Annotated in this window: 23 protein-coding genes and 1 tRNA gene; 12 read left to right on the forward strand and 12 right to left on the reverse strand. The window is 72.0% G+C overall.

The genetic code is table 11. The features are described from left to right. Positions 1 to 54 precede the first annotated feature (54 nt). The 5 genes from J5Y10_RS03780 to J5Y10_RS03800 form a co-directional block, all read right to left on the reverse strand. The gene (locus tag J5Y10_RS03780; RefSeq protein ID WP_209370854.1) at positions 55 to 1,161 is read right to left on the reverse strand and encodes a DSD1 family PLP-dependent enzyme; all 1,107 of its coding nucleotides are present in this window, start codon (positions 1,159 to 1,161) and stop codon (positions 55 to 57) included. A gap of 151 nt (positions 1,162 to 1,312) precedes the next feature. Next, on the reverse strand, positions 1,313 to 2,725 hold the full coding sequence (pgmG, locus tag J5Y10_RS03785; RefSeq protein ID WP_209370855.1) for a phosphoglucomutase/phosphomannomutase PgmG: 1,413 nt from the start codon (positions 2,723 to 2,725) through the stop codon (positions 1,313 to 1,315). A 246-nt stretch (positions 2,726 to 2,971) separates the two neighbouring features. Further along, positions 2,972 to 3,844 carry a UTP--glucose-1-phosphate uridylyltransferase GalU gene (gene galU, locus J5Y10_RS03790; protein ID WP_209370856.1) on the reverse strand — a complete coding sequence of 291 codons (873 nt, stop codon included), beginning with the start codon at positions 3,842 to 3,844 and terminating at the stop codon, positions 2,972 to 2,974. Positions 3,845 to 3,930: 86 nt separating this feature from the next. Further along, a complete protein-coding gene (locus tag J5Y10_RS03795; protein ID WP_209371291.1) occupies positions 3,931 to 4,608 on the reverse strand; it encodes a J domain-containing protein in 678 nt (225 codons plus the stop codon). Continuing rightward, the gene (locus J5Y10_RS03800; protein WP_245214280.1) at positions 4,605 to 5,345 is read right to left on the reverse strand and encodes a VWA domain-containing protein; all 741 of its coding nucleotides are present in this window, start codon (positions 5,343 to 5,345) and stop codon (positions 4,605 to 4,607) included. Before J5Y10_RS03800 ends, J5Y10_RS03795 begins: the two co-directional genes overlap by 4 nt. A gap of 60 nt (positions 5,346 to 5,405) precedes the next feature. Here J5Y10_RS03800 and J5Y10_RS03805 point away from each other — a divergent pair, with 60 nt between their 5' ends. Continuing rightward, the gene (locus J5Y10_RS03805) at positions 5,406 to 7,115 is read left to right on the forward strand and encodes an aq_1923 C-terminal domain (protein WP_209370857.1); all 1,710 of its coding nucleotides are present in this window, start codon (positions 5,406 to 5,408) and stop codon (positions 7,113 to 7,115) included. 42 nt (positions 7,116 to 7,157) lie between these two features. On the opposite strand, the gene J5Y10_RS03810 is transcribed toward J5Y10_RS03805, so the two are convergent. Further along, a complete protein-coding gene (locus J5Y10_RS03810; RefSeq protein WP_209370858.1) occupies positions 7,158 to 9,419 on the reverse strand; it encodes an NADP-dependent malic enzyme in 2,262 nt (753 codons plus the stop codon). Between the two features lie 95 nt (positions 9,420 to 9,514). Here J5Y10_RS03810 and J5Y10_RS03815 point away from each other — a divergent pair, with 95 nt between their 5' ends. Then, complete coding sequence (locus J5Y10_RS03815; protein WP_209370860.1) at positions 9,515 to 9,745, forward strand: hypothetical protein; 231 nt, start codon at positions 9,515 to 9,517, stop codon at positions 9,743 to 9,745. A 103-nt stretch (positions 9,746 to 9,848) separates the two neighbouring features. Here the strand turns inward: J5Y10_RS03815 and J5Y10_RS03820 are convergent. Beyond that, a tRNA-Leu gene (locus J5Y10_RS03820) sits at positions 9,849 to 9,934 on the reverse strand. A 23-nt stretch (positions 9,935 to 9,957) separates the two neighbouring features. Here J5Y10_RS03820 and lipB point away from each other — a divergent pair. Then, on the forward strand, positions 9,958 to 10,629 hold the full coding sequence (gene lipB, locus J5Y10_RS03825; protein ID WP_209370862.1) for a lipoyl(octanoyl) transferase LipB: 672 nt from the start codon (positions 9,958 to 9,960) through the stop codon (positions 10,627 to 10,629). Positions 10,630 to 10,798: 169 nt separating this feature from the next. Beyond that, complete coding sequence (ybaL, locus tag J5Y10_RS03830; protein WP_209370864.1) at positions 10,799 to 12,499, forward strand: YbaL family putative K(+) efflux transporter; 1,701 nt, start codon at positions 10,799 to 10,801, stop codon at positions 12,497 to 12,499. A 4-nt stretch (positions 12,500 to 12,503) separates the two neighbouring features. Here ybaL and coaA read toward each other — a convergent pair whose 3' ends face one another. Further along, positions 12,504 to 13,457, reverse strand: a complete 954-nt coding sequence (gene coaA, locus J5Y10_RS03835; RefSeq protein ID WP_209370866.1) for a type I pantothenate kinase — start codon at positions 13,455 to 13,457, stop codon at positions 12,504 to 12,506. Positions 13,458 to 13,564: 107 nt separating this feature from the next. Continuing rightward, positions 13,565 to 14,950, reverse strand: a complete 1,386-nt coding sequence (locus tag J5Y10_RS03840; protein ID WP_209370868.1) for a DEAD/DEAH box helicase — start codon at positions 14,948 to 14,950, stop codon at positions 13,565 to 13,567. 57 nt (positions 14,951 to 15,007) lie between these two features. On the opposite strand from J5Y10_RS03840, the gene mtgA reads away from it, so the two are divergent. From mtgA to J5Y10_RS03855, 3 genes are all read left to right on the forward strand, one after another. After that, positions 15,008 to 15,937 carry a monofunctional biosynthetic peptidoglycan transglycosylase gene (mtgA, locus tag J5Y10_RS03845; RefSeq protein ID WP_342452829.1) on the forward strand — a complete coding sequence of 310 codons (930 nt, stop codon included), beginning with the start codon at positions 15,008 to 15,010 and terminating at the stop codon, positions 15,935 to 15,937. Between the two features lie 114 nt (positions 15,938 to 16,051). Next, on the forward strand, positions 16,052 to 16,630 hold the full coding sequence (locus J5Y10_RS03850) for a carboxymuconolactone decarboxylase family protein (RefSeq protein WP_245214281.1): 579 nt from the start codon (positions 16,052 to 16,054) through the stop codon (positions 16,628 to 16,630). A gap of 72 nt (positions 16,631 to 16,702) precedes the next feature. After that, positions 16,703 to 17,818, forward strand: a complete 1,116-nt coding sequence (locus tag J5Y10_RS03855; RefSeq protein WP_342452830.1) for an NADH:flavin oxidoreductase/NADH oxidase — start codon at positions 16,703 to 16,705, stop codon at positions 17,816 to 17,818. Positions 17,819 to 17,821: 3 nt separating this feature from the next. Here the strand turns inward: J5Y10_RS03855 and J5Y10_RS03860 are convergent, their stop codons facing one another. Genes J5Y10_RS03860 through J5Y10_RS03870 form a run of 3 tightly spaced genes read right to left on the reverse strand, consistent with a single transcriptional unit; the run spans position 17,822 to position 19,674 of the window. Further along, on the reverse strand, positions 17,822 to 18,646 hold the full coding sequence (locus tag J5Y10_RS03860; RefSeq protein ID WP_209370872.1) for an alpha/beta hydrolase: 825 nt from the start codon (positions 18,644 to 18,646) through the stop codon (positions 17,822 to 17,824). Between the two features lie 54 nt (positions 18,647 to 18,700). Next, entirely contained in the window at positions 18,701 to 18,976 is a 276-nt protein-coding gene (locus tag J5Y10_RS03865; protein ID WP_209370874.1) for an acylphosphatase, read from the reverse strand. Continuing rightward, a complete protein-coding gene (locus tag J5Y10_RS03870) occupies positions 18,973 to 19,674 on the reverse strand; it encodes an ATP12 family chaperone protein (RefSeq protein ID WP_209370876.1) in 702 nt (233 codons plus the stop codon). Before J5Y10_RS03870 ends, J5Y10_RS03865 begins: the two co-directional genes overlap by 4 nt. Before the next feature lie 46 nt (positions 19,675 to 19,720). Between J5Y10_RS03870 and J5Y10_RS03875 the strand changes: the two genes are divergently transcribed. From J5Y10_RS03875 to J5Y10_RS03895, 5 genes are all read left to right on the forward strand, one after another. Further along, complete coding sequence (locus tag J5Y10_RS03875; RefSeq protein ID WP_209370878.1) at positions 19,721 to 20,050, forward strand: YnfA family protein; 330 nt, start codon at positions 19,721 to 19,723, stop codon at positions 20,048 to 20,050. A gap of 216 nt (positions 20,051 to 20,266) precedes the next feature. After that, positions 20,267 to 21,025 carry an IclR family transcriptional regulator gene (locus J5Y10_RS03880; RefSeq protein WP_209370880.1) on the forward strand — a complete coding sequence of 253 codons (759 nt, stop codon included), beginning with the start codon at positions 20,267 to 20,269 and terminating at the stop codon, positions 21,023 to 21,025. Beyond that, complete coding sequence (locus J5Y10_RS03885) at positions 21,022 to 22,749, forward strand: hypothetical protein (protein ID WP_209370882.1); 1,728 nt, start codon at positions 21,022 to 21,024, stop codon at positions 22,747 to 22,749. Before J5Y10_RS03880 ends, J5Y10_RS03885 begins: the two co-directional genes overlap by 4 nt. Further along, positions 22,746 to 23,504, forward strand: a complete 759-nt coding sequence (locus tag J5Y10_RS03890) for a hypothetical protein (RefSeq protein WP_209370884.1) — start codon at positions 22,746 to 22,748, stop codon at positions 23,502 to 23,504. Before J5Y10_RS03885 ends, J5Y10_RS03890 begins: the two co-directional genes overlap by 4 nt. Then, positions 23,494 to 24,468, forward strand: a complete 975-nt coding sequence (locus tag J5Y10_RS03895; protein WP_209370886.1) for a dipeptidase — start codon at positions 23,494 to 23,496, stop codon at positions 24,466 to 24,468. The genes J5Y10_RS03890 and J5Y10_RS03895 overlap by 11 nt, the downstream gene beginning before the upstream one ends. The last annotated feature ends 9 nt before the right edge of the window (positions 24,469 to 24,477 follow it).

The following is a 24,477-nucleotide window of genomic DNA, read 5'->3' on the forward strand; positions in this document are numbered from 1 at the left end:
GCGCGGCAGCAAAGTCCTGGAAGGGGCCGGCCTCGCGCCGGCCCCTTTCTCGTTTCAGGCCATCCCGCCGCGCGCGGAGACCGGCCACAGGCACTCCACCCGCCCGCGCCGCACGCCGACATACCAATCGTAGCGGTCCACCGTCGGGTCGCAATGGCCGGGCACCAGCCGCATCCTCTCCCCGATCCGCGGCCGCTCGCCGCCCTCCACCGCCAGCGCCCCATGCTCGTCGGAGGCGCCGGCATAGCGGATGCCCGGTCTCTGCCAGATCAGCGGCAGGCCGGAATCCACCGCCACCGCCTTGTGGCCGGCATCCAGGACCGCCACACCGTCCCGCGGGGCGGACATCACCTGCGCCAGCACGAAAAGGCTCTGCCGGAAGGCCGGCGGGTTCCCGTTGGCGGCGTAGTCCGCATCCATGAAGGCGTAGGAGCCGGCCTGGATCTCCGTCCACAGCCCTGCCTCCAGCTCCAGCTCATAGGTGCCGGTGCCCGCGCCGCCGATGATGGGGCAGGGCAGGCCGCGCTGGGTCAGTTGCTCCACCGTGCGCCTCACCCCCTCCGCAGCGCCGGCAATGGCGGCGCGGCGCTCCTCGATGCTCCGCTTGTGTTGGGCATTACCGTGATAGGCCTGAAGCCCGCCGAAGATCAGGTGCGGCGATGCGGCGATCCGCTCCGCCAATGCCACCGCCACCGGCCCGGGCGAGACGCCGCAGCGCCCGGCGCCGACATCGATCTCCACCAGCACCTCCATCCGCCGCCCGGCCGCCTCGGCCACCGCGGCAATGGTGTCGATCGCGCCGGCGTCGTCCGCGCAGACCGCCACCTTCGCGATGCCGGAGAGGGCCGCCAGCCGCCGGAGCTTGCGCGGATCCACCACCTGGTTGGAGACGAGAATGTCCGGCACCCCGCCCCAGGCCAGGGCCTCCGCCTCCGCCACCTTCTGCACGCACTGCCCCACCGCGCCGCGCCGCATCTGCTGCAGCGCCACCACCGGGGATTTATGGGTCTTCGCGTGGGCCCGCAGCTTCGCGCCCGTGCCGGCCAGCCGCGCCGCCATGGCATCCAGATTCGCCTCGAAGGCGTCGAGGTCGAGCAGGAGGGCGGGGGTGTCCACCTCCTCCTCGCGCATGCCGGGTTCGGCGGGGGGCGGTTGCAGCATCCGGGTCGCTCCGTGGTCGCGCCTGTTCTACTGCGTCATGGGCCACTCGTCAGGAGCGGTCACAATTCCCCGCCACGGAGAAAGGGGGTGCCGGACCGGCGCGCGAGGATGCGCCGATCCGGCAGTGTGCCTCAGAAAAGATGGGGGGCGCTCAGTGCCCCGCATTCTCCCCGGAGAAATCCGGCGCGGCCAGCCCGCTCGCCTCAAGCTGGCGCGCGATCCCGGCCTTCAGCCGCTCCAGCCCTTCCTCGGTCTTCGCCTCGGCGCGCGCCACGAGCACGGCCTGGGTGTTGGAGGCGCGGAGCAGCCACCAGCCGTCATCCGTCAGCACGCGCACGCCGTCCACGTCCTGCACCTTCGCGCCCTCGGCGGCCAGGCGGTCCTTCACCTCGGCCACTACCTTGAACTTGCGGTCCTCGGCGCAGTCGAAGCGCAGCTCCGGCGTATTGATCACCTTCGGCATGGCATCCCGCACGGCGGAGAGCTTCTCGCTCATGCGCGCCACGATCCCCAGCAGCCGCACGGCGGAGTAAGGCGCGTCGTCGAAGCCGTACCACTTGTCCGCGAAGAAGATGTGGCCGGACATCTCGCCCGCCAGCGGCGCCCCGGTCTCCGCCATCTTGGACTTGATGAGCGAGTGGCCGGTCTTCCACATCATCGGCGTGCCGCCCGCCTTGGCGATCTCGTCGAACAGCACCTGGCTGGCCTTCACGTCGGCGATGATCGTGGCGCCCGGCTTGTTCTTCAGCACGTCCCGCGCCAGGACAACCATCAGCTGGTCGCCAAAGAAGATGTTGCCCTGGTCGTCCACGATGCCGATACGGTCCGCGTCGCCGTCGAATGCGATGCCCAGGTCCGCGCCCCGCTTCGCGACTTCCGCGATGATCTGCTCCAGGTTCTTCGCCACCGTCGGGTCGGGGTGGTGGGCCGGGAAGTTGCCGTCGATCTCCCCGTTGATCACGAAGTGCTCGCCCGGCAGGCGCGCGGCCAGGGTCTTCGTGATCTCGGCGCCGGAGCCGTTGCCGGGGTCCCACACCACCTTCAGCTTGCGCTCGCCGCCGTCATAATCCTGCATCAGCCGGGCCACGTAGTCCTCGGCGATGTCCTCCTGGCGGGAGGAGCCCTGCGCCTCCTCCACCACATCGCCCTCGGCCGCCATCTTGCCGAGGTTCTGGATGTCGGTGCCAAAGAAGGGCTTCTTGCCGATCATGGACTTGAAGCCGTTGTAGTCCGGCGGGTTGTGGCTGCCCGTCACCATCACGGCGCCGTCGGTGCCGAAGTGGTAAGCCGCGAAATAGAGCATCGGCGTCGGCGCGCAACCGATGCGGATCACCTCCATGCCGGAGGCCATCAGCCCGGCCACCAGCCGCTCCTCCAGCATCGGGGAGGAGAGGCGGCCGTCATAACCCACCGCCACCTTCGCCCCGCCCTTACGGGAGACGATGGAGCCGAAGACCCGGCCGATGGCGAAGGCGTCCTCCCCGGACAGGGTTTTCCCGACGACGCCGCGGATGTCGTACTCGCGCAGGCTCGTCGGGTCGAAGCGGTGGCTGAAGCTCGGCATGGTGTCTCGCGTCTCAGAAATGTCCGGTGGACCGGTAGGGGGACCTGTATCCGCGGAAGGCGGCAGGGTCCAAGGCAGCTCGCAGCTCGGGAATAATGCTGCCCTTCATGGCGGCCTTGAGGCGCCGGGGCGAGAAAGCACGAATTTCATTCCCACCCGTCAACGGCAAGGGCGCGCCCGCTTCTGCGGCCGCGCCCCCGGAACCCTGTGGGAGGAGCGCGACCAGCGGTCGCCCCAACCCTGGCGTCAGCCCATGTACTTCGGCAGGAACTCGCGCACCGCACCCGCCAGATCCGGCCGCTTCAGCGCGAAGGCGATCTGCGCCTCCAGGTAGCCGGCCTTGTCGCCGCAGTCGAAGCGCCGGCCCTCGTAGCGCAGGCCGTGGAAGGGCTGCTTTCCGATCAACTTCGCCATGCCGTCCGTCAGCTGCACCTCGCCGCCCGCGCCCTTCTCCATGGCGGAGAGATAGTGGACCACCTCCGGCATCAACACGTAGCGGCCGATGATGGTGAGGTTGGAGGGCGCTTCCTCCACCTTCGGCTTCTCCACCAGCCCCTTCACGGAGACCAGCTTGCCCTTGTCCTCCAGCACGTCGAGCACGCCGTACTTGTTCACGCGCTCCATCGGGACTTCCTCGATGGCCACCACGTTGCCGCCCGTCTCCTGGTAGGCGTCGGCCAGCTGCTTGGTGCAGGACACGTCGCACTGCATCAGGTCGTCCGGCAGCAGGATGGCGAAGGGGTCGTCGCCGATGAAGGTGCGGGCGCACCAGATGGCGTGGCCCAGCCCCATCGGCACCTGCTGGCGCACGGTGGTGATGCTGCCCGGCTCCACCGCGCTCGCCCGGAGGTCCGCCAGGATCTGGTCCTTGGCGCGCTCCTTCAGCGTGCGCTCCAGCTCGTAGGCCACGTCGAAGTGCTCGACGATCGCGGTCTTCCCGCGGCCGGTGATGAAGCAGAACTGCTCGATTCCCGCGTCCCGCGCCTCCTCCACCGCGTATTGGATGAGGGGCTTGTCGACGACGGGCAGCATTTCCTTCGCCAGCGCCTTGGTCGCGGGCAGGAAGCGGGTGCCCAATCCAGCGACGGGCAGGACGGCCTTCTTGAGGGGCTTCGGCACTTTGTCGATTCCCGACTGGTGTTGCGCCGCAGGTTTGCCATGACCTGAAGCACTTGGGAATGCGTCCGGTGGTTGTAGGCGTCGTCTCAGCGGAGGAGAACGTCCCGCGCCGCGTTGAGTCGCGCCGCCAGCCAGTCCGATCCACCCGCATCGGGGTGGGCGATCCGCATCAGCCGGGCATGGGCGGCACGGATCTCGGACTCCGTCGCGCCCTCGGCCAGGCCGAGCACCGCCAGCGCCTCGGCCCGGTCCGAGATGGGGTCCGCGGCGCCGGCGCCGCGCCGTCCGGCATCCCGCCAGGCGGGATGGGCACGGTCCGCCCAGGCCTCGATCAGCGGCACGCTCTCCGGGTCCTCCGCCGCCGCTTCGGCCAGCAGATCGTGCAGCGCCTCCAGCGAAAGGTCGGACAGGTCCCGCCCGGAGTGCCGCCCCTGCCGCACACGCCCGGACAGGGTGCCGGAGGCTGGATCGAGCCGCATGGCCAGCATCGCCGTCTCCACCTCGTCCGCCGGCGCCGCGCCCAGCGGGGAAGGGGGCTGCCGCGCGCGCCACCACCGCCAGAGGACGGGCAGGAACAGCGTCGCCGCCCAGAACACCTGCCCCGCCCGCCCGGAGACCAGCAGCACGGCCGCGAGGAGTAGCCCGAGACCTGCGGCCAGCAGCGCCACCCCTCTTTTCACCTGCGTGACGCTCGCCTGGGCAAAGGCCGCCAGCCCGCCCAGCGCCAGGGCCAGCAGCGCCGCACCCGCGGCCAGCGCGATCATCGCCCGGCCCCCGGCGCCGGAAGCTGGGCCAGCAGCGCGGCGGCCTCCGGCAGCTTCGCCAGCGCCTCCCGCCCCCCGGCCGCGAAGGCGGCGGCGCCGCGGAGCAGGGCCGCCAGCGCGTCGCGGCTGCGGTGGTCGAAGGGCGCCCAGGCCCCGCCACTGGCCCGGGCGATCCCGCGGAGCACGGGGGTGGCGCCGGGATCGTCCCCCTCCTGGAAAATGAAGCCTGGCACCCCCCGGGCGCCTAGCCGCGCGGCGGCGGCCAGGATGGGGCCGGGATCCTCCTCCACCGCATCGCCGACGAAGACCAGGGCGTGCAGCCTCTCGCGCGCCGCCTCTGATTCGGTGTGACGAAGCAGGCGCAGGATCTGCGTGTGGCCGCCCCGGCACGCCACGCCCGTCATCGCCGCCGCCAGGGCGCGCGAATCGGCCAGGAAGGCGGTGGCGCGGAATTCCCCGTGCCCGCGGTAGTAGGCCAGGCTGACGGAGAGCCGCCCCGCCGCCGCGAACATCCCGGCCTGCAGGTGGCAGGCCCGGTCCCAGGTCGGCTGGCGGCTGGCCGTCGCGTCCACGGCAAACAGCAGCCGCGCGGGGGAGGGCGCGGTACGCAGGGCCGGGACCGAGGCGGCCTTCCGCAGGAAGGCGGCCACGGCGGAAGAGGGCGGGGCGGGAACCGGCAGCTGGGCCATCCCAGGGGACATGGGGTGCCGGACCGCCGCGCGGAACGGCTGGCGCATGCTTGAATGGCGCAGTTCCCCCGCCGCCCCTAGCCTGCGGCGAATTACAGGAGACGCCGCATGAACCGCCGACTGCTTCTCGCGGGCTGCTTCATCCTGCCGATTGCCGCCGGCGCCCTGGCCCAGGCGGAGGCGGACCGGCAGCTGAACGCCGCCATCGCGCGCCTGCGCACCGCCCTCGGCCCCGATGCCCAGGTGGAGTGGCGGGAGCGCCAGGTCGATCCCGTCACCGGCGCCGCCCGCCTCGCCGGCGTCACCGTGCGCCAGGGCCCCAACCGCCTGACGATGGAGGAGGTCACCCTCAACGGGTTGGCGGAGGACCGCGTCGCCGCGGCCACCGCCAGCGGCGTGCGGCTGGAGGAGGCGAAGCGCGGCGACGCCCCCGGCCCGATGGTCGCCACCCTCGGCCGCGTCACCCTCGCCGGCCTCGTCCTGCCCCCGGGCGCCCCGGGCAAGCCGGTGGACTGGTCCGCCGCCGCCATCGAATCCGGCCAGGCCGAAGGGCTGCGCGTGGAGGCCACCGGACGCGGCGAGGCCGCGCTGGGCCGGCTCTCCGTCAGCGGCTACGCCCCCGGCCGCCTGGGCGAGGCGGTGCTGGAAGGCCTGACCTTCGTGGACCGCAGCAAGGGCGAGACCCGCATGGCCCTCGGCCGCGCCCGGCTCGCCGGCGCCGTCGTGCCGCGCATCGGCGCGGAGGTGGACCCCTGGGCCCTGGCCGCCGACGCCGCCCTGCTCGAAGGGGTGGAGCTGAAGGTCGAGAAGGAGAATGTCGCGATCCGCATGGGCCGGGTGCAGGCCGATGCCTGGGGCGAGGGCCGCAACACGAACCTGATCGCCGAGGGTCTGCGGGTGGAGGGCTCCAGCACGGAGACCGGCCCCTTCGCCGCCGATCTCGGCCGTCTGCGCGTGGCCGGCGTGCCGCTGCGCGACATGGCCCATGCCTACGCCAAGGACGTGAACCCGCCCCAGCCCGTGCAGGGCCAGGACCAGTCCGGCGAGTTGCAGGGCCTGACGGTCAGCAGCCGCGGCACCCCCCTGGTGAGGGTCGGCGAGATGCGCGTCACCAGCGGCTGGGATCCCGCCGCCCCGTCCACGCAGGTGAGCGCGTTGGCGGTGGAGGGCATCGGCTTCAACCTGCCCGACGAGTTCGGCGGCGCCTGGCTGGCCGATCTGGGCTTCAAGGAGGTCCTCGCCCGCATCGCCATGGTGGCGAAGCTGACGCCCGAGGGGCAGATGACGGCCAACCCCTTCGCCATCGAGGCCGCCAACATGGGCCGCCTCGGCATCAGCATGGATGTCCGGGGCGTCGAGGTGCCGAAGGCCGGCGCCCCGAACCCGACGGCGGACGATCCCTTCGCGCTCATCGCCAACTGGTCCATCGCCGCCTTCTCCATCCGCTACACGGAGGACGGGCTGCTCCGCGCCGTGCTGGCCCAGCAGGCCGCGCAGGAGAGGGTGCCGGAGCGCCAGCTGCGGGAGCGCTACGCCACCATGGCCCTCCGCACCCCCATGCCGGGCAGCGGGCCGAAGGAACCGCTGGAGCTGCGGCGGATGCGGGAAGCCCTGGCGAGCTTCGCGCGCGATCTCGGCAGCATCGAGATCGCGCTGCGCCCGGCCAAGCCCGTGCCGATGATGGAGATGGTGGGCGCGGCCGGCCTGCCGCCGGAGCGCATGGTGCGGGACCTCGGGCTCAGCATCACCGCCGCCCCGCCCAGGCCGACGATGACCACGCCCCCCTCGTCCATCGTCATCCCGACGCCCAGGCCCTGACGGGCCCGTTCGACGGGCGGCCCCACCGGGCCGCCCCGCCGCTCAGGCCGTCTGGGACGCCGCAATCGCCGAAAGGTTGACGATGCCGCGCGCGGTGGTGCTGGGCACCATCACGTGCACCGGCTTGTTCATCCCCAGCAGGATCGGCCCGACCTGCAGGCCGTCCGCCGCCGCCTTCAGCAGGTTGTAGGCGATGTTGGCGGCATCCAGGTTCGGGAAGACCAGCAGGTTGGCCGAGTCCGTCAGCCGACCGTCCGCCACGGCACGTGCGCGGATCGCCGGTTCCAGCGCCGCATCCGCGTGCATCTCGCCATCCACCTCGAGGGACGGGTCCCGCTCCCGGATCAGCCGCAGCGCCTGCCGCATCTTGCGGGCGGAGGGCGCATCCGACGCGCCGAAGGAGGAGTGGGAGAGCAGCGCCACGCGCGGCACCACGCCGAAGGCCCGCACCTGCTCCGAGGCCAGCAGGGTCATCTCCGCGATCTGCTCCGCGTCCGGCTCCACCAGCAGGTGGGTGTCCACGAAGAACAGCGTGCCCGCCGGCAGGATCACCCCCGTCATCGCGTAGACCCGGCCGACATCGGGCCGCTTGCCCACGATGTCGAAGGCCTGGTGCCAATGCGTCATCCACTCGCCCAGCCCGCCCACGATGGCGGCGTCCACCTGCCCGGTCTCCAGCAGCATGGTGGCGGCAACGGTGGGGCGGGTGCGCAGCGCGCGGGCGGCCGCATCGGGCGGGATTCCGCGCCGGCCGACCTTGCCCTGGTACAAGGGCAGCAGCGGCGTCAGCGTCTCGTCGGCGGCGGGGTCGATCACCCGCACGCTGTCGTCCAGGTCCATGCGAAGGCCCATGGACCGGACCTTCTCCGCGATCACCTCGCGCCGGCCGATCAGCACGGGGTCCGCGATGCCCTCGTCCAGCACGGTCTGCACGGCGCGCAGCGTCCGCTCGTCCTCACCCTCGGCATAGACGATGCGCCGGCCGGCGCCGCGTGCCGCGGCGAAGACCGGGCGCATCAGGTCGCCGGAGCGGAACACGAAACGCTCCAGCCCCTCCCGATAGGCGTCGAAATCCGCGATAGGCCGGGTGGCGACGCCGGACTCCATCGCGGCGCGGGCCACCGCCGGCGCGATCTCCAGGATCAGCCGGGGGTCGAAGGGCTTGGGGATGATGTAGTCCGGCCCGAAAATCGGCGCCTGGCCGCCATAGGCCGCTACCACCACCTCGCTCGCCTCCGCCCGCGCCAGCCGCGCGATGGCCTCCACGCAGGCGACTTTCATCGCCTCGTTGATCGTGGTGGCCCCGGCATCCAGCGCGCCGCGGAAGATGAAGGGGAAGCAGAGGACGTTGTTGACCTGGTTCGGGTAGTCCGAACGCCCGGTGGCCACGATCGCGTCCGGCCGCGCCGCCCGCACCGCCTCCGGCAGGATCTCCGGCTCCGGGTTCGCCAGGGCCAGGATCAGCGGGCTCGGCGCCATGGAGGGCAGCCACTCCGCCTTCAGCACGCGCGGTGCGGAGAGGCCGAGGAACACATCCGCGTCCGGCAGGGCGTCGGCCAGCGTCCGCGCATTCGTCGCGCGGGCGTAGCGGGACTTGTAGGGGTCCATCAGGACCTCCCGGCCCTCATAGACCACGCCCTCGATGTCGCAGACCGTGATGTTCTCGCGCTGCGCGCCCATCGCCACGAGAAGGTCCAGGCAGGCCAGCGCCGCGGCGCCGGCGCCGGAGGTGACGATCTTCGCCGCCTCGATCGGCTTGTTCTGCAGCAGCAGGCCATTCCGCACGGCGGCCGCGACGATGATCGCCGTGCCGTGCTGGTCGTCGTGGAAGACCGGGATCGACATCCGCGCCCGGAGCGAGCGCTCGATCTCGAAGCACTCCGGCGCCTTGATGTCCTCGAGGTTGATCGCCCCGAAGGAGGGCTCAAGGACGGCCACCGCCTCCACGAACCGCTCGGGGTCGCGCTCCTCCACCTCGATGTCGATGGAGTCGATATTGGCGAATTTCTTGAAGAGGACCGCCTTCCCCTCCATCACCGGCTTGGAGGCCAGCGCGCCGATCGCCCCCAGCCCCAGCACCGCCGTGCCATTGGTGATCACGGCCACCATGTTGCCGCGGGTGGTGTAGTCGTAGGCGGTCTTCGGATCCGCCGCGATCTCCAGGCAGGCCGCCGCCACGCCCGGGGAATAGGCCAGGCCCAGGTCGCGCTGGGTCGCCATGCGCTTGGTGGGCTCGATTGCCAGCTTCCCCGGGCGGGGAAGGCGGTGATAGTCGAGCGCGGCTTTGCGGAAATCCTCGTCCATAGGGCCGTTATGGCCCTGTGCAGGGCGTGGCGCCAGACGGGAACCGGGGCGACGCCTTCGCGTTCGGCGCATGGCACCAAGGGACGGAGGCGGGAATGCCAGGACCATCGGACGATCCGGGCGGCGAGGCCCGGCCGGGCGATGCCGCACCGGGAGGCACGCCGGGCACCGAGGAGATGGTGTGCGAGGAGTGCCAGGGCGCGGGCGAGCTGATGGGCAAGCCCTGCCTGTCCTGCAACGGCACGGGAATGGTGAACCGGAGCATCTCGGACAAGCCGGGGATCGCGGTGGGCGAGGGGCCGGAATTCGGGTCCGGCCGCGGCTGAGCCCTGGCTCCCGGCCCCTGGGATAGCAGCAACCGGCGCGCTACATGGCACCCACGGGCGCCGCCAGGGCGGCCGGGATACCTGCCTGGACTGATGAAGAAGATGGTGCGGTCAAGAAGATTCGAACTTCCACGGGGTTTCCCCCACCAGCACCTCAAGCTGGCGCGTCTACCATTCCGCCATGACCGCAGGCAGGGGGCGGCGTATAACCGATGAGCGCGGCGGCATCAACCGGGGTTCCGGCCCCCGAATGGCTGATTTCCGAGGAACGCATCACCGTCCCGGACGCGCTGGCCGCCATGGAGGCCCGCGTCGCGGGAATCCGCGCCGGCACGGCGGGGGAGGCGGTCTGGCTGGTGGAGCACCCGCCGAGCTACACCGCCGGCACCTCCGCCCGGGCGGAGGGCCTGCTCGACACCCGCTTTCCCACCTTCGATGCCGGGCGCGGCGGCCAGTGGACCTATCACGGCCCGGGCCAGCGCACGGCCTATGTGATGCTGGACCTCACACGCCCCCATGGCGCCGTCCCGGCGCGGGACGTGCGCGCTTATGTCCACGGGCTGGAGGAGTGGATGATCCGCGCCCTGGACCGCTTCAACATTCGCGGCGAGCGGCGGGAGGGGCGCGTCGGCATCTGGGTGGCGGACCGCGCCACCGGGAGGGAAGCGAAGATCGGCGCCATCGGCGTCCGCGTCTCCCGCTGGGTTTCCTGGCACGGCATCGCGCTGAACGTGGAACCCGACCTCTCCCATTTCGGTGGCATCGTGCCCTGCGGCATCAGCGAGCACGGCGTGACCAGCCTGCACGCGCTGGGCATTCCCGCGACGATGGAGGAGGCGGATTCGGCCTTGATGTCCGCCTGGGCGGAGGTTTTCGGGGGATAAGCGATTGGATGGCGCTGAGTTTTCGGTTTTACTGACACCCGGCGCTTACAAATCCCTGCTAAGTGTGGCGGAACGAGAAAAACTTCGGAAGGTCACGGCCTTGTCGGTGGCCTGATGACGAGACGTTCATTATTCTGTGTGCGTCACTCGAACCGCACAGGATGGACCATTGCCGGATCACCACACCCCGCTCATCGCCACCATTGCCCTCGGCCTCGTCCTGGCCTTCATCTTCGGCATGGCCGCCAACCGGCTGAAGATCTCGCCGCTGGTGGGCTACCTCCTGGCCGGCGTCGCGGTCGGGCCCTTCACGCCCGGCTTCGTCGCGGACCAGGAGCTGGCGAACCAGCTCGCCGAGATCGGCGTCATCCTGCTGATGTTCGCCGTCGGCCTGCACTTCTCGCTGAAGGACCTGATGGAGGTCCGCTCCATCGCCCTGCCCGGCGCCATCGGCCAGATCGCCGTCGCCACGGCGATGGGCATGGGGCTGGGCTGGCTGTTCAATTGGGGCATCGGCGGCGGGCTCGTCTTCGGTCTCTCCCTCTCCGTTGCCTCCACCGTCGTCCTCATCCGCGCCCTGCAGGAACGCCGCATCGCGGAGACGGAGCGCGGCCGCATCGCCATTGGGTGGCTGATCGTGGAGGACCTGGCGATGGTCCTCGCCCTCGTGCTGCTGCCCGCCATCGCGCCGGCGCTGAAGGGCGATGCGGGCCTCTCGATCGGAGAGCTCCTCGTCACGCTCGTCATCACCCTCGGCAAGGTCGCGGCCTTCGTGGTGGTGATGCTCGTGGCCGGGCGCCGCGTGATCCCCTGGGTGATGCACCACGCCGCCCATACCGGCTCGCGGGAGTTGTTCCGGCTGGCGGTCTACGCCATCGCCCTCGGCGTCGCCTTCGGCGCGGCTGAGCTCTTCGGCGTCTCCTTCGCCCTCGGCGCCTTCTTCGCGGGCATGGTGATGGGCGAGAGCCAGCTCTCCCAGCGCGCGGCGGAGGAGGCGCTGCCGCTGCGCGACGCCTTCGCGGTGCTGTTCTTCGTCTCCGTGGGCATGCTGTTCAACCCGCATATCCTCCTCACCGCGCCGCTCGCGGTGCTGGCGACCCTCGCCATCATCGTGCTCGGCAAATCCGTCGCGGCCTTCCTCATCGTGCGCGCCTTCGGCCGGCCCGTCGGCACGGCGCTGACCATCTCGGCCAGCCTGGCCCAGATCGGCGAGTTCTCCTTCATCCTGGCCGGGCTCGGCGGCTCGCTCGGCCTGCTGCCGCAGGAGGGGCGGGACCTGATCCTGGCCGGCGCCATCCTCTCGATCCTCGTGAACCCCTTCCTCTTCGCACTGGTTGAGAGACGGCGCGCGGCCGCGGCGCCCCGCCCGGCCGTGCCCGAGGCGGCGGAACTGCCGCCGCAGCCCGCGCCGGAGCCGGCCCCCGTGCCGCTGCCGCCCGAGGAGGCGGCCGAGGAGGTCCCGGCCATGGAGGACCACGACGTGGTGGTGGGCTATGGCCGCGTCGGCAGCCTCGTCGCCCAGGGCCTGCGCGAATCCGGCCGCCCCGTCCTGGTCTTCGAGGACGGCGAGACCACCGCAGCCCTTTCCCGCGCGGATGGCCTGCCCACGGTGCTCGGCAATGCCGCGGCCCCGCAGGTGCTGGCCACCGCAAACCTGCCCGCCGCCCGCCGGCTCTTCGTGACGGTGCCGGAGGCCTTCGAGGCCGGGCAGGTGGTGGAGCAGGCCCGTGCCCTGAACAAGGACCTGGAGATCACCGCCCGCGCCCACTCGGACGCCGCGGTGGAGCACCTGCAGCGCCTGGGCGCGGACCACATCGTGATGAGCGAGCGCGAGGTGGCCCGGCGGATGCTGGAGCACGCCGAGCGGTAGGGACCTACATCTGCCGCAGCGCCACCTCGCGCACCGCGTGGTCCGGTCCCTTGGTCAGGACCAGGTGCGCGCGCGGGCGGGTAGGCTGGATATTCTCCACCAGGTTGGGGTGGTTGATCTCCCGCCAGATCCCCCGCGCCACCGCGGTCGCCTCCGCCTCCGACAGGTCGCGGTAATGGTGGAAGTAGGAGCGGGGGTCCTGGAAGGCGGTGCGCTGAAGGACCAGGAAGCGCTGCACGTACCAGGCCTCGATGTCCTCCTCCGCCGCGTCCACGTAGACGGAGAAGTCGAAGAAGTCGGAGGCCAGCACGGCGGCACCCGCCGTCTGCAGCACGTTCAGCCCCTCGAAGATCAGGATGTCGGGCTGGCTCACCACCTCGGACTCGCCGGGCACGATGTCGTAGCTCAGGTGGGAGTAGACGGGAGCCGAGACCTCCGCCTCACCCGCCTTCACCGCGCGCAGGAAGCCGATCATGCGGCGCAGGTCGTAGCTCTCCGGGAAGCCCTTGCGCCGCATCAGCCCGCGCGACTCCAGCACCTTGGTGGGCAGGAGGAAGCCGTCGGTGGTGACGAGTTGCACGCGCGGATGGTCCGGCCAGCGGGCCAGCACGGCCCGCAGCAGGCGCGCGAAGGTGCTCTTACCCACTGCCACGCTGCCGGCGATCCCGATGACATAGGGCGGCACGCTGGCCGGGCGTCCGAGGAAGGTGTCCTGCACCGAGGCCAGATTGCGCGCGGCGGTGACGTGCAGGTTCAGCAGGCGGGAGAGGGGAAGGTGGACATCCGCCACCTCGGCCAGCGAAACCTGGTCGGCCACGCCGCGCAGGCCCCGCACATCGGCATCGGTCAGGGGCAGGGGGGTGTTGGACCGCAGCGCCGCCCATTCCTCGCGCCCGAAGACGCGATAGGCCCCGCTCTCCTCCGCGCCCGCGACAAGGCCGGATGCCGCCTGATCCATTCCGGTCATCGTTCCCCCGTCTGCGGCAGGGCTTAGAGCAGGCCCCGATCCGCCTTTCCAGGGCCGAGACAAAAAAAGGGGCGCCCCTCGCGGGACGCCCCCCTGTCTCAGCGGCCGCTGTCGCGGAAGTCGCCTTCCCGCCAGGACCGGTCCTTGCGCGGCGCGTCGCCCCGCGCGGGCTCCGGCCGGCGCTGGCCGCCGCCATCACGGCGCGGCGGCTGGCCCGCGGCGCGGTTTACTCCACCGGCATTCCCGCCCGGGCGACCCTGGGAGTGGCGCTGCCCCTCGCGCGGCGCGCCGCCATTCCCGTCGCGGCGCGGCGGACGGCCCTGCTGCTGGCGGTTCGGCCGCCGCGGCACCGGGCCGGTCGGGATCTCGCCCTCGGCCGGCACCTGCTGACGGGTCAGCTTCTCCACGGCGCGGAGGAGGGAGATCTCGTCCGGCGCCACCAGCGCCACCGCCTCGCCCGAGGCGCCCGCACGGGCCGTGCGGCCGATGCGGTGGACATAGGTCTCCGGAACCTCCGGCAGGTCGTACTGGATCACGTGGGTCACGCCGTCCACGTCGATGCCGCGGGCCGCGATGTCCGTGGCCACGAGGATCGGGGCGGTGCCCTTCTTGAAGGCCTCCAGCGCCCGCTCGCGCTGGCCCTGGCTCTTGTTGCCGTGGATGGCGCCGGCGGCCAGGCCGTCCTGCTCCAGCTGCTTCACGATGCGGTCCGCTCCGTGCTTGGTGCGGCTGAACACCAGGGCACGGCCCACGCCCTCGCCGCGCAGCAGATCGGCCAGCAGGCGGCGCTTGCCGTCGGCCGAGGTGTGGATCACGCGCTGGTTCACCCGCTCGGCGGTGGTGGCCACCGGCGTCACCTCAACCCGCACGGGGTCGGGCAGCAGCTCCTTCGCGAGCTTGGCGATGTCCTCCGGCATGGTCGCGGAGAAGAACATCGTGTGCTTCGTGCGCGGCAGCATGCCGGCGATGCGGCGGATGGACGGCCAGAAGCCGCGGTCCAGCATCTGGTCGGCCTCGTCGAGGACGAAGACCTCGATGCCCTCCAGCTTCAGGGCGCGCTGGTTCAGCAGGTCCATCAGCCGGCCCGGCGTCGCGATCAGCACGTCCACGCCCTTGGCCATGGCGCGCTTCTGCGGGTTCTCCGGCACGCCGCCGAAGATCAGCGCGGTGCTCGGGCGGATGTGCCGTCCATAGGCCCGCACGCTCTCATGGATCTGCGAGGCCAGCTCGCGGGTCGGGGAGAGGATGAGGACGCGGCAGGTATAGGGCGCCGCGCGCTTCGGATCGTTCGCCAGCCGGTGCAGCAGCGGCAGCGCGAAGGCCGCCGTCTTCCCGGTGCCGGTCTGGGCGATGCCCAGCACGTCGCGGCCGGCGATGGCGGCGGGAATGGCCTGGGCCTGGATAGGGGTGGGGGAGGTGTAGCCCTCCTCCTCCAGCGCGCGCAGAAGGGGCGCCGCGAGGCCAAGCTCGTTGAACTGCGTCATGGATTCCAATCGGGGCGGCCCAATCCCGGGCCGCCAGGGCGGGTGGAGGCGCCCCGCGTGTCCGGTCGCATCCAGGTATCGGAAAATCGCAACGCCCCGGTCAGGGCCGCGCGCATCATTGCGCGGGGCGGCCGTCTCACGCGGCCGGGGCGTGGCCACGGCAGGGCCGGGCACGCGCTGAACATGGGGCAAACCCTGCTGCGGTGCAAGATGGAACCGGGCGCGCTTGACGCGGGGCGGGCCGGCGGCCAGCACGGGGCCATGGGCCGCCAGGAACTGTTGCACCGTCCCGCCTACAGGGTGAGCTGGCGCCGCCGGCTGCTCCAGCTGCTTCTTGTCCTTCTGCTCGGTCCCCTGGCGCTGATCGGCGTCTTCCGCTTCGCCCCCGTGCCCGCCACGCCGCTGATGATCATCCGCTCCATTCAAGGGATTGGCCAGGACGTGGGGGAGGGGATGCGGCACGACTGGGTGCCGCTCGAATCCATCGCCCCCGCCCTGGCGGAGTCGGTGGTGGCTGGGGAGGACAACAACTTCTGCCGCGAGTCCCTAGGCTTCGACTTCGGCGCCATCCGCGAGGAGGTGGAGGCCTGGCAGGATGGCGAGACGCCGCGCGGGGCCAGCACCATCACCATGCAGACGGCAAAGAACCTCTTCCTCTGGCCGGGGCGCGACCCCGTGCGGAAGCTGGTGGAGGCCTGGCTGACTCCGCAGGTCGCCCTTCTCTGGCCGAAGCGCCGGGTGATCGAGGTCTATCTCAACAGCGTGGAGTTCGGCCCCGGCATCTACGGCGCGGAGGCCGCCGCCCGGGCCTTCTTCAACAAGCCCGCCGCCCGGCTGACGCGGGGGGAGGCGGCGCGACTGGCGGCGGTGCTGCCAAGCCCCCTGAACTGGTCCGCCGCGCAGCCTTCCGAACGGGTGCAGCGCCGGGCGGCGGTGATCGAGCGGCGGGTGGGCCAGCTCGGGCCACTGCTGGACTGCCTGCGATAGGCGCGGGGCTGCCATGGGCCCGGGAACCCGCCGCGGACCGCCGCGCTTAGCCCGCGCATGCCGCGCCGGCCCCGGGGAACCGGCCCTGGGACCCGCGGGGCCGGAGACCCGACCATGCGCCTTCCCCCGATCCCACCCGAGGCCCTCACCGAGGCGCAGCGCCCGCTCGACACTCGGCTCCGCAAGGATATCGGCCGCTGGCTGCAGGGCTTCGTGTCGGAGCGGCCGGACGGCGCGCTGATCGGCCCCTTCGCGCCGATGCTGCACTTCCCGCAATTCGGCGGCCCCCTCTGGGACTACATCGCCGCCCTGTCAGAGAACTCGACCCTGCCGAAACCGGCGCATGAGGTGGCTATCCTCGTCACCGGCGCCCGGTTCCGCTCGCGCTACGAGCTCTACGCGCATGAGAAGGTGGCGACGGCCCGCGGCCTGTCGGAGGCCAAAGTCGCCACCATCGTTGCGGGCAACCGCCCCTCCGACCTCACCGCGGAGGAGGCGGCCGCCTACGACGCCGCCTCAGTCCTCGTCGGCGGCGGGCAGCTGCCGGAAGCCACCTATCAGGCCGCGCTGAAGGCGTTCGGGGCGGAGGGCGTGGCGGAGCTGACCTACCTCGTCGGCGCCTACTGCCTCGTCTCCGTCCTCCTCAACGCCTACGACGTCGCCGTCCCCGGGCGGGAGGAAGGGGTGGGGTAGGCGGAGGCGGCGCGATAGGGAAGTCTGCGGCGCCCGACCCGAATCCCGGGCGCCCGACTTCCGGAGATGCCGATGAGCCAGCTTTTCCAACCCCTTTTGCTCGGCGCGCTGGAGCTGCCTAACCGGATCGTCATCGCCCCGATGTGCCAGTACTCGGCGGAGGACGGGCGCGCGACGGACTGGCACACCATCCATCTCGGCCATCTCGCCCTCTCCGGCGCCGGGCTGCTGGTGCTGGAAGCGACGGCGGTTTCCCCGGAGGGCCGCATCTCCCCCGCGGATCTCGGCCTCTACTCCGACGAGGACGAGGCGGCGCTGGGCCGGGTCCTGGCGGCGGCGCGGCGGTACTCCGCCATGCCGATCGCCGTCCAGCTCTCCCATGCCGGCCGCAAGGCCTCCAGCCGCGCCCCCTGGGACGGCGGCACGCAGATCCGCCCCGGCGAGCCCGGCGGATGGCGGACCGAAGCCCCCTCCGCCCTAGCCCATGCCGAGGGCGAGGACACCCCGACCGCCCTGGACCATGCCGGGCTTGCACGGGTGCGCCAGGGTTTCGTGGAGGCCGCCCGCCGCGCCGCCCGGATCGGGCTGGACGGCATCGAGATCCATGGCGCCCACGGCTACCTGCTGCACCAGTTCCTCTCCCCGCTCGCGAATGTCCGCAACGACGAGTATGGCGGCAGCCTCGAGAACCGGATGCGCTTCCCGCTGGAGGTGTTCGACGCCGTGCGCGAGGCCTTCCCGACGGATCGACCGGTCTGGATGCGCCTCTCCGCCACGGACTGGGTGCCCGGCGGCTGGGACGTGGAGAGCACGATCGCCATGGCCCGTGCCCTGAAGGCGCGCGGCTGCGACGCGATCCATGTCAGCACCGGCGGCGTCTCCCCGCGCCAGCAGATCCCGCTGGCGCCGGGCTACCAGCTTCCCTTCGCCCGCCAGGTGAAGGCGGCGGTGGACCTGCCCGTCATCGGCGTCGGCCTCATCACCGAGCCGGAGCAGGCGGAGGCGGTGATCGCGGGCGGCGACGCGGATGCCGTGGCCCTGGCGCGGGCCATCCTCTACGACCCGCGCTGGCCCTGGCACGCCGCGGCGAAGCTCGGCGCGCGGGTGGCCGCGCCGAAGCAGTACTGGCGGTCCCAGCCGCGGGAGTTCAAGGATCTCTTCACCGGCGCCGCCTACGTGCAGCGCTGACGATCACGCCGGCGGGCCATGATGGCCCGCCAGCCAGTCCAGCAGCACCTCCCGCGCGCGCGGATCGCCGTGGATGACCGGATGGCCTGACCATCCCGAGCGGTGGAGGGTGCTGCCGGGAATGGCGGCCGCCAGCGCCTCCCCCATGGCGGTCGGCACCACCGGGTCCGCGGCGGAGACCATCACCAGCGTCGGCGGCATCGACCGCCCGGCGCGGATGGCGGCCCGGATGGCGGCGATGCCGTCCATCGGGTGCCGGTTCAGCAGGCCCACGGCCGGCAGCCAGGGCAGGTGGACGCGGATGGTGGCGGACATGGAGGTGAAGCCGCTGTCGATCACCAGAAGATCGGCCCGGCCGGTCGCGGCCAGGTGGATGGCCGGGGCGGAACCGATGCTCTCCCCCAGCACCGCCAGGCGCCGCCCCGGCCAGCGGGCGCGGGCCCAGGCGGCCATGGCCTCCGCCGTGGCCCGAAGGGAGGCCTCGGAAGGCGCGCCGGGATTGCCGGAATAGCCCGGATACTCCGCGGCGACGACGGGAATGCCGGCCCTCGCCAGGCTTTCCGTATCCATCGCGGACCAGGCCGCGCGGGACCCGTTCCCGTGGAGGAAGAGCAGCACGGGCGCCCCGGGATCCGTGGCCGCATCGGCGAAGAGGAAGGCGAGGCGTCCAGAGCCGGGCACCTCCAAACGCTCCATCTGCCAGATCCCCGCGGCCGCGACGGGCTGGCCATTGTGCCGGGCGGGAAAGAGGAAGCGTTCCTGCATGGCCCAGACCGTGACGACGGGCGCCACGGCCACCAGCAGCAGCACGATCAGGACAAGGCGCAACAGGGCCCTCATCGGCCAGGGTTAGCACCGGGGCGCATCAGGAAAGCCCGCGTTTCAGAGCGTCGGCCGCCGCTGGAAGCCCGGCCCGTCCGGCGGCTCCGCGAAGCTCTCCTCGATCCCCTCCACATAGGCCCCGCGCGGCCCCCGGCGGGCGGCGAGCAGCACGGAGCCCACCGCGTCCTCCTCCCCCGCCAGCAGGGCCTCCACGGTGCCGTCCGCCCGGTTCCGCACCCAGCCGGAAAGCCCGGCCGCGCCCGCCTCCCGCACCATCCAGTCCCGGTAGCCCACGCCCTGCACGCGGCCGCGGATGCGGAGGAGGCGGGCCTTCACCGGGAGAGTTCCAGCAGCCGCGCCGAGAGCGCGATATCGGCCGCGATCCGCGCCCGCCGTGCCTCCGCCTCCGAATCCGTGCCCCAGAAGGATTCCTGATAGGTCTCGTCCAGCGTCGCCAGCCGGTGCGCCTCCGCCGCGTCGATCCGCCCGGCGGAGAGCGCGAGGCCGAGCACGAGGCTGCCCAGCGCCGGCACCGCGATACCCAGCGCCGAGATCCCGAAGGGCGAGTGCGCGGCCACCGCCGCCTGCAGCGCCCGCAGCGAGGAGGGCGGCTGCGCCACATGGGCGATGCCCTTCGCCACGTAGAGCGGCGCGTCGTATTGCAGCGCCGCCCAGTCCAGCAGGGGCTGCCAGTTCTCGGCCTCCAGCGCGGCCAGACGCGCGTCCTCCGCCCGATAGCAGAGCAGGTCACTCTCCCCGTACTCCGCGATGGCGGCCACGCTGGGCGCGGGATCGGGCGCGATCCGGTCCACGGCGGTGCCGACGAGGCGCGTCAGCGGCACCTCCTCCATCGACATCTCGCCGCCTTTCGTGCCGCCGGCGGCATGCCATTCGGCCGCCACGGCCTCGGCAAGCGGGCGGCTCGGCAGGTGCAGGGTGGTGCCGCCCGGCAGGCGCAGCGGCTTCCCATCGAGGGCGATGCCCCAGCCGGTCTCGACCGGTTGGATGGCAGCTTGTTCCCAGAAACGCTTCATGGCCGGGAATTGGGGTTCCCGGGGGTGCCATGGCAAGCTTTCCGGCATGGGAACCGCGCTTGTCTATTCCGCGGCGGCGCTTGCCGAGATCGGCGGCTGCTTCGCATTCTGGGGCTGGCGCCGGCTGGGCTGGAGCGCCTGGGCGCTGCTGCCCGGCCTCGCCTCCCTCGCCCTTTTCGCCTGGCTGCTCACGCTCTCCGAGGCCTCTGGTGCGGGGCGCGCCTTCGCGGCCTATGGCGGTGTCTATGTCGCCGCCTCCATCGCCTGGCTTCTGGCCGTGGAAGGACGGATGCCCGACCGCTGGGACCTCGTGGGCGGCGCGCTCTGCCTCCTCGGCGCGGGCGTGGTGCTCTGGGGCGGCGGGGCGAACCGGTAGGGTTGGGCGAGCGCGGGCACGAGGGACCTGCGCCGAAGCTGATTTCCGGGGCGGATACTAGGCCGCCCGGCCGTGCTGCTCCGCCGGCAGCGCTGCGCGCTCCGCCGCGCCGCCCAGAGAAAACCGTCTCGCTGCGCCAGAAACCTTTTGACGGAGATCGCCGGCCGGTGAACTATCGCTTCAGTTCGAAGACATCGTATTCATTCAGGATACAACGTGCCCGACGGAACCGATATCCCGGAGGAGGCCGAGGCGGCGAGTGAGGGTGGCGTCCGCCCCCTTGCCTCCGCGCTGAAGACCCTTGCCCTGCTGGATCACCTCAGCCACAGCCGGCGCCCCGTCCGGCTCTCCGTGCTGTCGCGCGAACTCGGCGCCGGGCGGGCCACGATCTACCAGCGCCTCGTCACCCTGATGGCGGCTGGCTGGGTGGAGCAGACGCCCGAGGGCCAGTTCCGCCTCACCCTCCGCGCCGCGCGCCTGTCCCAGGCCGCGACGGAGCAGGCCGGGCTCGGGGATCGCACCCTCTCCGTCCTCGAGACGCTCTGCGCCGCCACGGGTGAGGCCGCCTCCCTCGCCGTGCTGGAGGACGGCGTGCCCCGCATCGTGCAGCGCGTGGAGCCGAGCGGCGTGCTGCGCGTGGAGATGCGCGTCGGCGCCGCCATGGACCTGGAGGGCAGTGCCTCCGGCCGCGTCCTGCTCGCCTATCTCGATCCGGCGAAAGCACGTCGTCTCGCCCCCGGCCTCGACCCCGCGGTCCTGGAGGAGGTGCGGCAGAGCGGCCATTCCATCTCCTCCGGCCAGACGATGGAGGGCATCCGCGCCGCCGCCGTCCCGGTTTTCGGGCATGACGGCGCCTGCGCCGCCGCCCTCTCCCTCGTCGCGCCGGCCCACCGCTTCGCGCCGGACGGCTGGATCAAACCCCTTTGCGCCGCGGCCCGCCGCCTGCGCGCCATCATGGAGGGCCGCCCCGCGTGAGCGCCGCGCTCGAACCCGCCGCGGCGCACGCGCCGCAAGACGACACCGCGCGGCCCGCGCCGCGCGACCCCGCCTTCCTGATGCAGCCGGAGCGGCTGGCGGCCTTCCAGCCCAGCCGCGTCTCCGCCTCCCGCGCGCTCATGGCCCAGGCCATCGCCGAGCATTGGCGGATCGCCACCCGGCGCTTCGACATCGGCGCGGATTCCGCGGGCACCGCGATCTACGAGATCGCGACGCCCGGCGGCACCTTCTCCTTCCTCGTCTACTCCAACACGCCGCAGCGTGCCGGCCGCACCGGCCGCATCATCGGCCGCACCTGGGACATGACCGGGGCGCTGGTGGAGGGCGTGGCGACGGAGGAGGTGGTGGAGACCACGCGGCGGGAGCTGCCGAAGCTCTATGCCGGCCGCGCCACGCCCGGCACGCTCATCTGGTGCCGCTCCAACCGATCCATGCGAGTCTTCGACGCCACCGTGGCGGCCCTGGCCTCCGGCCGGCAGCCGGATGCCGCGCTCGTCGCGCAGTCCTGCTACCTCATGCGCAACACGGGGCTGGACGGGAACGGCACCTTCGGCACGCGCTCCTTCCTCGCGCTGGAGGAAGGCCACGCGCTGCGCCACCCGCTCGCCGCGCAGATGCTGGCCGCCTACATGATGCGGGAATTCGCCGCCGACCTCGCGAACCACCTCGCCGCGCTGCAATCGCCGGATGCGGTGGCCCTTTCCCCGGAGGTGCGCCGCTTCCTCGGCATCGGCAATGGCTCCGCGCTGGGCCTGATCCTCTTCATCAACAACCACCCGCGCCTGATCAACGCCTGGATCGCCGCGCGGGAGAAGGCCATCGCCGCCGCCCGCGCCCTGCCGGTTCAGGCCGCTGACGAGCGCCTGGCGAATCTGGAAACCCTGGTCCGCCGCGCCGCGCGCTTCCGGCGCGAGGACCGCATGGTTTACGACGCCTTTGCCCCCAGCGCCCTGATCGCGGAGGAACTGGAGGCGGTGGCCGGCCTCGTCGCCGCCCTGCACGCGACGGGCAGCAAGGCCGCCTATCCGCTAGACGAACTCGCCGCACAGGTCACCGCCCGCTTCCACCCGGAGACGGAGGAAACCCTCCTTTCCCTCATGATCGAGCTGGTGCCGGAGGAGGCCGACCACCTCGCCCGCTCCATGATCGTGACGGAGGAGATGGCGGTGCAGCCCGCCATGCATGCCGGTGCCCTGCGCGCCATCCTGCGGCGCGAATACGACTGGGCGCTGGCGATGGACCTGGCGAGGCCGGGTGCCTACGAGCACGTCTGGTACAAGTCCGCCACCGCCGAGGAGCCGCGCCGCGGCCCGAAGGCCGAAGCCCCGCCCGGCACCTTCAACCTCGGCCTCGACGTGCCGGGCCTTGTCCAGACGCTGGACGCCGCCCTGGCCGGGCGCGACACCGAGGAGCCCGTGGCCCGCCTCCTCCTCGTCCGTCCGGACCTCCGCCAGATCGTGGCCCGCGTGCAGAGCCTCTCGGGCCTGCCCTATCACCAGCCGCGCGTGAACATCATGGCGGACGACTTCGTGCCCGCGCACATGGTGCGGCTGATGAACGTCGCGCTGCACGGGGTGGACAAGACGCGCGACTACCTCGCCCGCAACCTGCGCGGCGTGCTGTTCCACGGCGCCCCGGTGGCCGCCGATCTTGCCACGGGCGCCGATCCCGACTGGTTCTATCCGCCGGAGCCGCACGCATGAGCGCCGCCTGCACGGAGGCCCCCGTCACCCTGCTGCCGCGCGAGGTGCGGCTGGTGGTGGAACGCATCCTTCTCCTCACCACGGTTCCGCACGGCCTGATCCCCGCCGTGCGTGACGTGGTGCTCTATTCCGCCGCCGCCGGCCTGGGCGGCCTGCCCCTGCTGCGCCGGCGCTTCGATGATCTGCGCGCCGCCGATGTCGCCGCCCTCCGCATCACCGAGCCCGCGCCCGGCCACCTGACCGTGGACGCCGGCGGCGGGCACGCCTGGGTGGTTCTGCCGGCGATCCTGGACGCGCTGGGCGAGGCCGCCGCGCGGGAAGGGGCGGCCCTGGCCGAGGTGACGAACCTGCGCGATCCGGAGGAGCTCTGCACCGCCAGCGCCTACGCTCCGCGCGAGGGCCTGTCCGTCTTCGTCACCGACGGCGCCTGCACAGGCCCCGCCACGGGCCGCGACGCCGCGCTGCTCCGGGCCGGGCAGGGCGCGATCACGCTGGCCGCCGCGCCCACCGCCGCGCGAGACGCCGTGCTGGAGCGCGTGCTGCGCCAGGGCGTGGTGGTGGAGCCGGCCCTGTGGTGGGACCTGCACCACCTCTCCAACACCGCCCTCTCCACCGACACCCCGGAGTCGCGCCGCCATGCCGGCCCGGTGATCGTCGAGGCCGATGGCCGCATCACCGGCCGCACCGACCACGACGACGACACGGACCTTTCCCTCCTCACCAGCGCCAAGCCGGAATCCGCGAATGCTCATTGACGGTCTTCAGTGCGGCCACTTCACGCCGGAGGTCTTCGCGGCGCTGCGGCGCGGCAACATCGCCGCCGTGACCGTGACCTGCGGCTTCTGGGAGGACCCAATGGAGTCCTTCGACGCCCTCGGCCGCTGGCGCGACCTGATCGCGGAGAACGCGGAGACCTGCGCCATCGCCCGCACGCCGGCCGAGATCGACGCGGTGAACGCATCCGGCCGCACCGCGATTATCCTGGGCTTCCAGAACACGGACCTCTTTGGCGGCCGCATCCGGCTGGTGGAGATGTTCGCGGAACTCGGCGTGCGCGTGGTGCAGCTGACCTACAACAACCAGAATGCGGTCGGTGGCAGCTGCTACGAGCCGAATGACGGCGGCCTGGCCCGCTTCGGCAAGGAAGTCGTGCGGGAGATGAACCGCGCGGGGATGCTGATCGACTGCTCCCATGTGGGGGAGCGCACGACGCTGGAGGCCATCGCGCACAGCGAGAAGCCGATTGCCGTCACCCACGCCAACGCCACCAGCCTCGTTCCCCATAGCCGCAACAAGGGGGACGCCATCCTGCACGCCCTGCGCGACACGGGCGGCGTGATGGGCTGCGCCGTCTACCGCAACATCACCGGCGACTACTACTGCGCTTCCGTCCGCAACTGGTGCGAGATGGTGGCGCGCACGGTGGACATCGCGGGCATCGACACGGTCGCGATCGGCACCGATTACGGCCACGACAACACCCCCGCCGACTACGCCTGGATGCGCATGGGCCGCTGGACCCGCGGCATCGACCACGGCGCCTCCTCCGCGGGCAAGCCGGTGAGGACGCCGAAGGCCGAGTGGCTGGCGGAGGGCGTTTCGGGCCTCGGGCAGATCCCCGATGGCCTGCGCGAAGTGGGCTTCCAGCCGCCGGAGATCGAGAAGATCATCCGTGGCAACTGGATGCGGCTCTACGCCGCCACCTTCCGGCCGAACTGAGGAGACGAG

The sequence above is a fragment of the Roseomonas indoligenes genome (genome assembly GCF_017813365.1).
Classification (GTDB): Bacteria; Pseudomonadota; Alphaproteobacteria; order Acetobacterales; family Acetobacteraceae; genus Roseomonas; species Roseomonas indoligenes.